This is a genomic window from Pseudoalteromonas sp. MMG005 (assembly GCF_018101015.1).
GTDB classification, from domain to species: Bacteria; Pseudomonadota; Gammaproteobacteria; order Enterobacterales; family Alteromonadaceae; genus Pseudoalteromonas; species Pseudoalteromonas aurantia.
The window spans coordinates 153,486-166,277 of the sequence record NZ_JAGJEK010000006.1 but is presented as its reverse complement, the minus strand read 5'-3'; the positions used below and the strand labels follow the sequence as shown (position 1 = coordinate 166,277).

The 12,792-nt window shown below is 39.0% G+C and carries 14 protein-coding genes; 8 read left to right on the top strand and 6 right to left on the bottom strand.

Annotated features, from left to right (window positions below; all coding sequences use genetic code 11):
* Positions 1–55 precede the first annotated feature (55 nt).
* The gene (locus tag J8M01_RS06695; protein WP_211057450.1) at positions 56–970 is read right to left on the bottom strand and encodes a hypothetical protein; all 915 of its coding nucleotides are present in this window, start codon (positions 968–970) and stop codon (positions 56–58) included.
* Between the two features lie 281 nt (positions 971–1,251).
* Between J8M01_RS06695 and J8M01_RS06690 the strand changes: the two genes are divergently transcribed.
* Positions 1,252–2,151, top strand: coding sequence for a hypothetical protein (locus J8M01_RS06690; RefSeq protein WP_211057449.1), 900 nt, complete (start codon positions 1,252–1,254; stop codon positions 2,149–2,151).
* A gap of 20 nt (positions 2,152–2,171) precedes the next feature.
* Here the strand turns inward: J8M01_RS06690 and J8M01_RS06685 are convergent, their stop codons facing one another.
* From J8M01_RS06685 to J8M01_RS06670, 4 genes are read right to left on the bottom strand one after another with little or no spacing between them, the layout of a single operon-like run.
* Entirely contained in the window at positions 2,172–2,624 is a 453-nt protein-coding gene (locus J8M01_RS06685; RefSeq protein WP_211057448.1) for a DUF3106 domain-containing protein, read from the bottom strand.
* The gene (locus J8M01_RS06680; protein WP_211057447.1) at positions 2,621–2,917 is read right to left on the bottom strand and encodes a hypothetical protein; all 297 of its coding nucleotides are present in this window, start codon (positions 2,915–2,917) and stop codon (positions 2,621–2,623) included. The genes J8M01_RS06685 and J8M01_RS06680 overlap by 4 nt, the downstream gene beginning before the upstream one ends.
* The gene (locus tag J8M01_RS06675) at positions 2,907–3,272 is read right to left on the bottom strand and encodes a hypothetical protein (RefSeq protein WP_211057446.1); all 366 of its coding nucleotides are present in this window, start codon (positions 3,270–3,272) and stop codon (positions 2,907–2,909) included. The genes J8M01_RS06680 and J8M01_RS06675 overlap by 11 nt, the downstream gene beginning before the upstream one ends.
* The gene (locus J8M01_RS06670) at positions 3,265–3,810 is read right to left on the bottom strand and encodes an RNA polymerase sigma factor (protein WP_210995151.1); all 546 of its coding nucleotides are present in this window, start codon (positions 3,808–3,810) and stop codon (positions 3,265–3,267) included. Before J8M01_RS06670 ends, J8M01_RS06675 begins: the two co-directional genes overlap by 8 nt.
* Before the next feature lie 300 nt (positions 3,811–4,110).
* Between J8M01_RS06670 and J8M01_RS06665 the strand changes: the two genes are divergently transcribed.
* Positions 4,111–4,728 carry a hypothetical protein gene (locus J8M01_RS06665; RefSeq protein WP_211057445.1) on the top strand — a complete coding sequence of 206 codons (618 nt, stop codon included), beginning with the start codon at positions 4,111–4,113 and terminating at the stop codon, positions 4,726–4,728.
* Positions 4,729–5,031: 303 nt separating this feature from the next.
* Entirely contained in the window at positions 5,032–5,469 is a 438-nt protein-coding gene (locus J8M01_RS06660; RefSeq protein ID WP_211057444.1) for a hypothetical protein, read from the top strand.
* A gap of 49 nt (positions 5,470–5,518) precedes the next feature.
* On the opposite strand, the gene J8M01_RS06655 is transcribed toward J8M01_RS06660, so the two are convergent.
* Complete coding sequence (locus J8M01_RS06655; RefSeq protein WP_247671029.1) at positions 5,519–6,088, bottom strand: DUF4879 domain-containing protein; 570 nt, start codon at positions 6,086–6,088, stop codon at positions 5,519–5,521.
* Between the two features lie 1,457 nt (positions 6,089–7,545).
* Between J8M01_RS06655 and J8M01_RS06650 the strand changes: the two genes are divergently transcribed.
* The 5 genes from J8M01_RS06650 (at position 7,546) to J8M01_RS06630 (ending at position 12,789) form a co-directional block, all read left to right on the top strand.
* Positions 7,546–9,246, top strand: a complete 1,701-nt coding sequence (locus tag J8M01_RS06650; RefSeq protein WP_211057443.1) for an alkaline phosphatase D family protein — start codon at positions 7,546–7,548, stop codon at positions 9,244–9,246.
* A gap of 670 nt (positions 9,247–9,916) precedes the next feature.
* Positions 9,917–10,702, top strand: coding sequence for a DUF3450 family protein (locus J8M01_RS06645; RefSeq protein ID WP_192509685.1), 786 nt, complete (start codon positions 9,917–9,919; stop codon positions 10,700–10,702).
* A complete protein-coding gene (locus J8M01_RS06640) occupies positions 10,702–12,000 on the top strand; it encodes a MotA/TolQ/ExbB proton channel family protein (protein WP_211057442.1) in 1,299 nt (432 codons plus the stop codon). The genes J8M01_RS06645 and J8M01_RS06640 overlap by 1 nt, the downstream gene beginning before the upstream one ends.
* On the top strand, positions 11,990–12,382 hold the full coding sequence (locus J8M01_RS06635; RefSeq protein WP_211057441.1) for a MotA/TolQ/ExbB proton channel family protein: 393 nt from the start codon (positions 11,990–11,992) through the stop codon (positions 12,380–12,382). Before J8M01_RS06640 ends, J8M01_RS06635 begins: the two co-directional genes overlap by 11 nt.
* Entirely contained in the window at positions 12,379–12,789 is a 411-nt protein-coding gene (locus J8M01_RS06630; RefSeq protein ID WP_192509682.1) for a biopolymer transporter ExbD, read from the top strand. The genes J8M01_RS06635 and J8M01_RS06630 overlap by 4 nt, the downstream gene beginning before the upstream one ends.
* Positions 12,790–12,792 lie beyond the last annotated feature (3 nt).

Genomic DNA, 12,792 nt, shown 5'->3' with positions numbered 1-12,792 from the left:
TAACATCATGTAATATTACATGATGTTATGATGTGCAACAGAGCTTAGGCAAACATTATGGGTTAGCTGAATTTCTTAATTCTTCAAGCATTCTCTCATCGCCTATAATGCTTTCTAACAACTGTTTCAATTTCGCATCAGGCGCATTGTCATAAAGTGCTAAAATATCTTCCGCAACTTTCTTACTGTATTCAGGCTGCTTGCTTTGCGCTTTATAATACTGAGCCACAAGCCCTTCCGCTGCCATACTTCTGATATAGTCATTTTGTTCTTTTTCTAACATAGTGACAAAGCTATCCGACACCCTTGGATCAGCAACAGGTGTATGTGCGACTACCTCAAGTGCTTGAATTTTAACTTTATCATCACTGCTGTTTTTACTAATTTTCAAAATAGCATCAACAGCTTCATAATCATATTCTGGCATTTCCGTCTTATTAAGCATAAACATTGTCATCTGTAACTGGCTCATAGCTGCAAGTCTATCCATTACCGGTAAGTTCTCATCGATGATCTGTCGTTTGAGATCCTTACCAACTTGTCGCGCATACTCCGGATCTGTTTTAATTCTGATTTCATAATCTTCTGGTAAATCTTCGTAGAACCCATACATCGGGTTTTGCTCACGAAGTTTTTCACGTTCTTTTTGCTCTTTATTTTCTAATACTTCTAATACCGCGTCAGCAAAGTTCCCTGATACAGCTGCGACAGTGCCTGTCTCTTTTTGACTATACTGAATATTATTTATGCGCTCTTCCAGATCTAAAATATAACGACGTAATTCCAATATTTCCGTATCAACATCATCATTGTCAGACAGTGTCCCCCATTGCTGAGTGTTCTCATGATCGGACGCTGCATTTACAACGCTAACCTCCGAGCTTCCTTGTTTAAAAAACGTACCATACACAACAACAGCCAACGCAGAAGCCGACAGAACCAGTGACAAATTAATTTTATTGGAAGACATAAAAAGCTCATTAAATATAAAAACTGAAAGTTATACAAAGAACAGGGACTGGTCACGCATAAAACTGTAAAAAGTTGTATGACTCAACATCAAACAATGATTTTACGGCGAATAACCACAAAACAATGCTAAGACATACGTCATTCCTTGTACTAATAGCCAACACACTAGCATTTAACACGCCAAACATGCGAACATTAAGCGATATATATAACAAAAACTTCAGCATTTTTTCAAACTCCGCTAATATTCATTACTCAATAAGAAAATACAGAACGCAAATGCCAATAATTAAAGTATGGATTTATCTCACGGTCACCATTTTTTTATTCAATATACAACAAGGACTTGCAAGTGATATTTATCTTAGCGCTTCACAAGTAAAACACACGATACCATTTCGCCAACAACATGTTGATTTTGACCCTATTGGGGTGAATGCACTTGCCTCATTTGACGTCACAGCAAAACATACCATCTCGTTCAATTACGGTTTATGGACACAAGGTACCCAGATCACTGAATCTCTCCAGGCAGATATTGAGGTTGATACATATGGCTTTGCCCTTACTTACTATTTCGATGATGCCTGGTATGGGTCTGTTTTTTACGATCACTGGCAAGATAATATTCACATACAGAATACGGCGCGCAAGGTCAACGCTTTAGAACAAAAAAACCGCGCTTATAGTTACACAGGTACCCTTGGCTGGGGTACAGAAATGGGATCTTTTTATTACAATGTATCCACAACAATACAAAGTAATAAATGGGAAAGTGATGAATATTTAACCCTTCCCAAAACTCGAAGCGCACGTACCGTTCAAGAAATTGACACAACGTTCGCCTCTATCGCGCTTGATGCGTCTCGCTATGCTGCATTGGGTCAACATAACGCACTTATCTATGGTGTTCAGGTCAGTTGGCACCAACTAGTAAAAGACAACAGTATAACTGCGCTAAACACCAACCCTATACGTCAGGGCAATACACGTCGAACTAATTCAAGACCAAACATTGGCATTACTGATCACCTGAGTACTGATAGCTATGGACAAGCACGTTTTTACACTATGTTGCTGCTGGGTGAGTTTTGGACAATAGATGTGTCATTCAGCCAAGATTTTTCAAGTGACACCTCTGGCAATGATTTGTCTATAGGCCTTGGCTATCAGTTTTAGGTTCATTCCCTGTTGGCATGTCAGCCCCCGCCTTTTCTTATACGTTTTCGCTGTATTGCTCTTTGCTTTTTCTGCTTCGTTTGTCGAAACTTATCTCGAAGTGCACGCTGCTGTGCTTTTGGCAACTTATTAAACTTTTTATGCACATCGCGCAGCTTTTTTTGTTGCGTGGCTGGCAACTTTTTGAATTTATCATATTGAATCTGCAGTTTTTGTTGTTGCTCTTTAGGCAAGCTTCGCCACTGTTCAAATTGTTTAGTACTACTTGTGCGTTGCTGTTCATTCATGCTTAACCAACGGTCTGCACCTCTCATAAGCTGCTGCTGTTTGCCAGTATCCAGCTCAGCCCATTGCTCCTTAACATTAACCAACACTTGCTTGTGCGCTTTACTCAAAGTCTCCCAGCTTTGCTGTGCATCCACACTCATACAGGTAAAACAAACAGCTAAAAAGACCAAAAAAATGATTCTCATTTTACTTCCTCCTTTACTTTCAATGGCTGTTTACTCTCTGCTTCAACGCGTTTCTCTGTATTTTCAAGCGTATCGGCTTCCTGCACTTTTGTCATATCTAAAGGCCCAACGATATCACCATTAACTAGTGTTAAATCAGATAAATATAGTAAAAATTCTACCGAAATAGCGCCTTTAGATACGGCGCCAGTATCTTGCTTTTTCAATGCAGTTACCTTGTGCTCATTAGTTTCATTCGCACTCAATAAGCTGGAAGCGCTTAACATCACCACCCATGCTATTTTATAGCTCATAGTCACTATTTGCTAACCATTGCACAAATTCGATATCTTCTAACATGGCAATATCCTCCGATGGCAGCATATCATTTGCGTGTAACATTGCTGTTGGGATACTCGTGACTCCCATCGGCGACTCTATTGACAAATTAGATAAAAATCCCCCTCCAATCATCAGTACAATCGCAAATGCCGAAGCATACTTTAATTGAACCTTCATTGGCTGGTGCTTTACATTCGCGCTTGCTTCAATGGCTTTTAGTCGCATATTTGCGAGTTGAGATGCTGTCAAGCCATCAGTATCATTTAGTCTCTGATCCAACACATTGCATATCTGTTGTTCATGCTGTGCTAATGGTCTATCACTCATTTCCTACCTCAATACCTACTTTCAGTTTTGCACTCGCTCTAGAGAAGTGGGTCTTAATTGTTCCTTGCGAACACTTCATTATCTGAGCCGTCTCTTTAACCGATAACCCTTCCCAAGCGCGCAATAAAAAGCACTGCTGCTGCTTCACTGGTAACTCATTTAACATTGCCAGCACATATTCACTCTGTTGTTTCTGTTGCGCACTTTGCTCAGGGCAATCGGCAAGTGAAGCCAGCCAAGGTTCCGGCGTCCCGTCTTCTTCACGCCAAAAAGTCATAATTCGACGCACCTTTTGCTTCCTATGCCAATCCATAATTAAATTTTGTACTATGCGGTAAAACAGCGGTTTCCACTGCTCTTGTGGTTTACAGTGATAATTAGTAGTAAACTTTAACATCGCATCTTGCACAATATCTAGCGCTTCAGCATGATTTGCCAAAGAGATAAGCGCCATATTATACGCTTTTTTCTCAACCACCATTAGAAAGCTATTTAACGACATTTGGCCAGGTGTTTCACCCATATTTGCAATCACCATTATTTCCTTTAGCCACCGCTAACTCTGTTGCTTTATGAATATTACCACCTACACATTACTGATCCTCATTCTATTAAACGTATCAGAAATTTGATGGTTGACAAACTGAGTCACATTTTTTGCACATTTACCCTTCATTTTAGATTTAACCAACACGAGACAATTGGTAGATGCGTTCCGAAAAATAAAATTGCCTTTATTTCATACAGTTAAAAATAAACAGTTTTTTTACGGTAACTTTGTCAACCATTCACTGACTTAACCGTTGTAACCTTTGAATCTACTAAAAAGAGAATGACTATGAAACTTTCAATCATCAATATCGCATTAATCGGCACTGCATTAACCGCGCTTACGCTCAGTAACCCTGTAGACGCACGTAAAGGTGGTAAAAGTAAAAAGAAAACCCCTGAAATCATGTTTGCACGCATCGATGTAGACGAAAGTACCACCATTACTTTGGATGAGCTACTTGCAAACATTGATAGTCGCGCACAGAAAAAGCTCGATAAAGCAGATACCGATACGAACTCTGAAATTGAGTTAAGCGAATTTTTGGCTAAAAAGCGCAACCAAACAGATTTATCAACTTATGCTGCTGCTATTGTACAATGTGTTCAAGACGCTAAAGATGCCAGTGGAGACAACAGCATAACGGTACCTGATGTCGATAAATTCGCATCACCTGAAGACAAATTTTCAGCATTAGATACTGATGTAAACGGTGGTCTAAGCTTATCAGAAATCACATCAGCAATGACAACACATAGAACAGATACTTTCACTGCAATGGACTCTGACACTAGTAGCGATGTCACTTTAGATGAGTTTACAGTCTATTTTGAAGGAAAGAAAGCCACGCGAATGGCAGTAAAAACATGTATCAATGAACTTGTTGACGACTCAGATCCAGTCTAGTTAAATTAGCTCGAACTACGCAGATAGTGTTCGACTAATTTAAGTGTTCACATGGACAAGTATCGATAGCAAAGCTGTCGGTACTTTTTCCCTCCTCATCAACAAACCCCAACAGACTCAAAGCTTAATAATAACTCCCCTCTAAAGTTGCGATATCAAGATATCTTATCTGGCATACTCATCAAACAGCACTCAATGCTTCAATATATGCCCACTTGTTAAAATTATGTAATGATGGCACCTAAATTGCTTGTATTATCACTTGATAATGTCTTGAAAACACTAGCACGGAAGGAGTTACCAATGATTGTCAATCAAACTAGTTATGTAAACCACTCATATACAACACAGTCTCAGAAGCCAATTGCAGCAAGTAGTCAAACAACAACATCGGCTGGTAAATCGGATCAAGTTTCAATTAGTGATGCTGGTAGGCAAGCACAAGGAAAGTGGCAAGAAATTGCCAATAAGTATGATGTGCACAGTATTACAGCTAAAGATATGCGCTCACTCTCTAAAGACCTATATGACGGGGGCTTTATTGGCACAGGTCAAATGATGGCTATAGGCGCGCCAACATCTATGAACGAAGACCCTAACCAAAAGCATGACTTACTTAATGATATGCGAGAAACATTTAAAATATCTACGGCAATGGGCGGCCATACCGAGCAGTCAAAGCAAATATATTTAGACTCAATAGCAGTACTAGAACGCTTAGTACAGAGCAAAAATCAATAAGCTAACAAGCATAATGCGCACATCACATTATGCTTTAGCTTCTACATCATTAATTAATGTAAAGCGAATCACTCCAGTTACCAAAAGGTGACGCGACTGAATTTGACGATATTTTAACCTGTCCATTTTGTTGACCTGAAAAATCCCAGCCATATAACCAACCAGTCACTGTCTCTCCCGCTCTACAACGGTGTAAATCGCTACCACACCGTGCTTCACTCAATGCTGCAGGTTTTGATTGGCCATTCATCGTTGCGTTGTTAGGGTTACCGTAACCTACCTGCCATGCGTATACATATAAATAACTTCCACCATGATCTGTTCCTGTCGAAAAGGCACTTTTGGTAATAGTTTGATCGCCACCATTTGCTGAACGTACCAAACCTATCTCAAAATAAGAAATACCTCTTGCAGGCCCAAACGGTGTGATCTCAGACTCAGCTGACATATCTTCATATTGCTTTGAAAATGGTGCATTCAACGCGATATTTGATTGTGCCTTCTCAAGTCCATAGTAATTATTCTCGTCTTTCATTACGCCCTGCTCAATGTCTGCCGCAACCGAAACGCCTGATAAAAAACCTGATGCAATTACAAGTGCAGATAATAATTTATTCATATAAATATCCTTTTTTAAATTTTAAATATTTCCCATTTGACAGCTTACATCACTGCTTTGGGGAATTATTTATTACATACTTTCTCAGAAAATGATACTAAACTAAACAACTAATAACCATGAGTTAATTAATGAAAAATAACTATTAAATCAACTCTAAACCCATTATTTAATGTTAAACGACCGCATAAATAAGCACTTTGTCATCAACAATTATCTTTGTGTAAAAATCAATAATATAAAGTCAAAATGTACACTTTATCATTTCCTAAGCTTATAACTTATAGTCCATACATAGGTCAAAAGCACCGTCTTCATATCGCTCTTCCGACATCCCCCTAGCTAAGTTTCAATAACCTAACTTATCCATACTGGCATTTAAAACTCTATAACATGAGCCTACTAAAACAGAAAAAGGTGCAGCAACTGCATTATAGATAATAGGTGTCACGCATTAAATTATACTTTTAATTGGAATAGAAATAGTCAGAATTAATAACTTCGATTTAGTGACGCTCGCCAGCGTCACACGTTACCGGAAATAAAGATAAATTAACTAGGGGCTGTTGATCTTTCAGGTTCATTTTTGCAGCAGTTTGATTGGGTTTTATATAAGGCAGAGGCTGCGTAGCATGGTTATTCCATGTGAGTCAGCCGATAACATAGTAGAAAAGCCAATCAAGCGCTGCCTACCGGTTCTTTTGAGCACCCCTTTCTCTTTGTTGCTTAATATTCGCTTAGATTACTAGGCCAAATATTAAGCCCCGCGATAAAAGCGCGCTCAAAGAGAACAAAAATAGAATAGCAACGATCAACAGCCCCTAAAAACCGCTCTTAAAAATATTGCTTTGTTACAAGGTATACGTGCAATCTAGGTAAAATTACTACCGTATATGAAATTTTCAACCATGCACCATTGAAGCAATTCTCGAAAGCACCGCTCACAACCTACTACAAGGACACTAATCGAACAAAACTATCACTAAGATTGGAGAACACAATTGGCCATATACAGGCCCTTAGTGACACCTTTCCCTTATTGATGGATATCACCATCAGGCCTAATTCAAATATAAAACCCGCTGTGATTAATTACACTGCTCGTCACCAGTTATATTTTTCAACGAAAGTCAAAGCTTGCATCGCAGGCGTCAATATAATACTCATACACTTACAACTCCATTGAAAATTTCCGCATATATAAATACAAAGACCATGTGATGAAACACTCAGCGCCCTACCATTATATAGACTAATCGTCGGGCTTTTTTATACACCTCAAGCACCGCAGTAAATCACCTTAAAACAACATAGAACAGATATAGTAATCAATACTTCTCTTTAGCTAATTTTATAGTAACTCTAAATTCTTCAAAATATTCATATTGAAAAAAATTTGAAAAAAAACTTTCATCTATTCTCTTTATGATGATGCGCTTTAAGTTTGAGACTCTAATATGAAAATAATCAATTATTGGTTTATTGGCCTGCTATCAACAACAGTGCACGCTGAACCTGAAGTTCATTACAACGAGTGCAAGCCAAGTTTTAATTATCTCGGCGCTGACTATCAAGGCACAACAAACAAAAATAACACCGGCAGCCAATGGTGCTACTTGAAAAAGCCTATCGATGGCGCTAGTTGGGGGAATGTCCGCGTCGAGACCATTCCCAAGTTTACTACTATATCAGGAACATCATGCAGATCACCATCGTCTTATATGGGAGAGCAGTTTTATGGATGTTCATCTCGCAACCATACAACACCTTGGTGCTACACTGATGAAAGAAACTGGGAAGAGTGTGAACGCACGCCACCGGCACAATTACTCTCTCATACCCACCCACAGCAAAGTAAACGGTTAGATCGTATTGCTTTGGGCTCGTGTTTCAAAACACAAGGCGATATGCCTGATGCCCTTGCTCGCCTAATAGGCCACAAACCCGACCTGTATTTATGGCTGGGAGATAATATTTACGCGGATACGACTGATATGAGTAAAATGCGTCAGAAGTATGATGATAAAAAACTTAATTCAGATTACCAACAATTTTTAGCTGCGAAAATTCCAACCATGGCCACATGGGATGACCATGATTTTGGCCTAAATAATGAAGGAAAGCACTACCCAAAAAGAGCGCAGTCTCAAGCCGCTTACTTACGTCATTTCGATGTTCCAGCAGACGATCCCCGTCATACAACACAAGCCGGTATTTATGAAGCGAAAATGTTGGGACAACCAGGAGAACAAACACACGTTATCACATTAGATGCCCGATACTTCCGTTCACCAACATTTAGTAGTTACGGTGAATGTGAAGGCTCAAGTAGCACTATTTTAGGCATGGCGCAGTGGCAATGGTTGGAAAATGAATTAGCAAAACCATCGCAAATAAAGTTAATTGCCAGTGGCATTCAAGTGCTTCCTCCCTTGTATCAAGGCAGACCCAAATCTAAATACTGTGCATATGCAGAAGGCACAACATTTGATAATGCGATTTCATCCCTCGGTGAAACCAATATGTCAGGTACAAGCTATGAATCTTGGGCTGAAATGCCTGCGCAAAGAGAGCGCCTACTACGTTTGGTGCAAAAATCAATAAATTCTGGTAAAACCAAAGCCGTCATCTTTTTATCTGGTGACCAACATTGGGGCGAATTACTTCAAAAAAATATACCAGCCAGTCATGAACATGGTAAAGCGACAACAGTCTACGAAATCACCGCATCAGGTTTTGGACAAAGTTGGCCGTATCACATTGAAAATCCATTGCGTCTTCCTATTTATGCCGACGCTAAAGGCGATAATAATTACACGCAGCAATGTCAGTTTCCAGCGAAACATGCAGGAAAAACATATCGAGGCTGTACTAGTGAAGGTCGCGAAAAGCCCTGGTGTTATACGCAACTGGATAACGATGGTAACGGCACCAATCAGCACTGGGGATTCTGCGCAACAACAGGCGACACTATTCCAACAGGCCGAGTCGGTACAGTGAGTCAAAATGTCAATCAAATGACAACCAGTGACCATCACTTAATCAATAAATCCGGTAGTAACTATGGAATGCTAGACATTGATTGGCAAAACAGAGAAATAAAACTCTCGATTCAAACAGCAACAGAAGAAGCCGTTTCCACAATAGTACGTTTCTAATACACAAATAAGTGAGGTTTTGTACCTCACTTATTATAGAAGTGGAATATCCAATTGGATTTCATAAAACCTATAGATGAGATTTCACAATAGAAATACCTCTATACAGATATTTTCACCGCAGATTCAAGTCTGAAGTGCACCACGCTTAAAATCAGAGCTAACTGCTTTTTATTATCGACCTATCAACAAATGAAAAAATTAAATTAGAGTCGAAACTCAACTTTAATTTATACAAATAATCAACAAGGTTATTTTCCCATTTACGCTTTTCCATTATACATTATTGAAATAAAACTCTAATCAGATGGTCACTGTAACTCAGTGGTAACCATCCATATCGACGGTAATAAATAGTGATTTCCACCCATACTGAAGAACTTAATTACCCCTTTTTACACACGTGTAATCTCTGGATGTTATTGAAAGATATGTTTGGCGTTTATGTAGGGAAAAAAGCTTAGAGTCTAAAAAAACCAAATAATTTAATATTAGCCACACTTTCATTTAAAAGGTAAGTAATAAAGTGATTGTTCTGATAAAAGTCGCTTATTCATTATACTATGGTACTAAAAATGGTTATTGACTTCTTATAAAACACCATTTAATAATACTGATTATTAAAACGATTATGTGTCGAACCGCGCTTAGAATAATAATAAGGAACACCATGTTTAGGATTGCACTCTTAATGACAGCGATGTCATCATACAGTTTCGCTTACGAAAAAAGTGATACTCAAGAAGTATTACAGCAATGGTTGAACCTAGAGCAACAAATTGGCAGTATTCAAAGCAACTGGAAAATACGAAAAGTCACTTTGGAACAACAACTTTCTTTACTTAACAAAGAGCAAGAAGCGCTTGAAAAGCTTATTGAATTTTCAAAAAACAATAGTACCAAAGTGAGCGAACGGCGTATTGAACTTGTTGAGGAACAAACCAAGTTAGAGCAACATCAAGCTAAATCAACAATAAATATTCAGGCTATTATTTCGCACCTCAATCGCACAAAGCCAACACTACCAGCCCCCGTACAGACTCTATGGGCTGCTGAATTACCCACTTTAGAAGCTAACAAAGACAACTCAAATCGTTTAGAGAGTATAACTAAGCTCCTCAAACAAGCTGATGATTTCAACAATCGAGTCGCATTGCACACAGGGCTATTAAATATCCCCACAAGTGGGGGAACACAGCAAATATTAGTAGATCAAATTTACTTAGGCCTTAGTCATGGCTGGTACATTTCTGCTGATAAGCAATTTTATGGTTATGGCCAAAGTAATAAGAATGGTTGGCGGTGGTGGCACAATAATGAAGCCCAAGAATTACTTACCTCCCCCATTTCAGCGGACCAAATAGCCCAAGTTGCCACGATTATTCGTACGCCAACCCAAGCAAAATATGTGCAATTGCCTCTGGCATTACTTAACAACGACCAGGGGAGTTTATAATGATAAAGCACCTTGCCATGTTAATGCTTTTCAGCAGCGCCAACTGTTTTGCCAATGACATTCTGTCAGATGAGATTTTGAAACGTATCGATACTGCACAATCACAACTTCATAAAGTACAACAAGATATTAATAATGAGCATCATATACTAGCAAAACAGATTCAAGAAAAATTAAGTAAAATTAAAGCACTACGTCAAAAAGCAGCGAACATTCAACGCGCAGAGGATGAACAGCTACTTAGCTTAGAAACATTAAAGTCACGCGTTCAAGCATGGCAAGCACAACAAAATTATCAGCAGCAACTTGTGCAAAGCTTTGCAAGTCAAACCCAGTCCCCCCTTGCTGATAGCAACAACATAATACAGTTTGAACAAGTAAAAGCGTTTCTAGAAAAAAAGCTTTCTCCTTCATGGAAAACCAAGCAAATCATTGACAATAGTAGCCAGTTACAACAGTTCGAAACCTTGGCCCTTGGCCCTATTTCTGTTGCTGTAAATGAAAGTAGTGCAGGGTTCATAAATGACGATAATGCGCTATTGCGCATTTCGACAAATACACTGAATGATAACGGTACTTTATTTAGCAGTTTATCTCAGTTACGCGCTCAAGGTCAGACAGAACTCCACTTTGACCCCACACTAGGTAATGCAGATAAATTAAATCAACAGCAGCTTTCAATATCAGCCTATATTCAAAAAGGGGGTATTTGGGCATATCCTATACTTTTATTTGCTTTTTTCGCATTGATGACTGCACTGTTTAAAGCACAACAATTCTTACGTTTACCCAAGTTGGCAAACGAAATGGTTGATAAGATAGAAACCTATATACATCAACAAGATTCAACAAGGCTACAAACATACGTTACCACATTAGCACCGATTCAAAAGTCGCTCGTTGAAATAGCACAATCTACGCCCATATCCCAAAAGCGCGATGACTCACTAATAGCGCAATTAAAAGACCAAAAATATCGCAATGAGAAGTACTTAGGTATTATTACGACGTGTGCAGCTGTTGCGCCACTGCTAGGATTACTTGGCACTGTATCTGGTATGATACACACTTTCATGATGATGAATGTGTTTGGTTCAGGTGATGCCTCGGTTGTATCTGGAGGCATCTCACAAGCACTTATCACTACTGAATTAGGTCTCATCGTTGCTATTCCTGCACTCATAGCCAGTGCGTTACTGAATAAGAAGTCTAAAAGTTTTGACATACGCTTGGAAGCAATTGCAACTAAATTAAGTAAAGTTGAGTTTAACTCTAATGAGCTTAAAAATGAGCAGTAATTATATTGACATACTCACTAACCCTATCATTTTAGCGCTGCTTGGTGTTGCTGTGGTGTCATACTGTTTATTGATTGAGCTACTATTAGTACGTCACCCTAGCACGCTGTGGTTGGCCAGAGTGAGTTATTGGAGTAAACCGATATCAACACTCATCGCAGCACTTCCCTTACTTGGATTATTGGGTACCATCAATGGGCTACTCACTACGTTTAATTATATTTCTGCTAATCATGGTCTTAGCCAAAATGAAATTATGTCTGGAGGCATATCAGACGCACTATTAACCACTCAATTAGGGCTAATACTAGCCGTTCCCGCTGTAGTGTTACAACAATACCTCTCATCTCAATATAAAAAGTCAATCATGGTGCTAAAATGAAATCTTCATTAGACGCTCGAACAACTGAACAAGAAAGCCAAGATATCGATCTTGCACCTTTACTCGACGTGGTATTTATACTCCTGATATTCTTCATTGTTACAACTGTGTTTGTTAAAGAGACAGGTGTAGAGGTCGACAAACCAACCGCAGTTTCTAGCCAGAACTTACAAAAGACCGTATTGCTTCTTGCTATCACCTCTGATGGACAGGTGATGTACAGTGGCACAAATATAGGGGTTGCAGGAATAAGGTCAACGCTTGGGCACATCAACGATAAAGATCCTCGCCCGCTTATAATTCAAGCTGATAAAACGGTTACCACTGAATTGCTTGTCAGCGTGATAGATCAAGCAAAACTAGCTGGTATCAATAATATTAACCTCGCTACCGTTGCAGGGGAATAAATC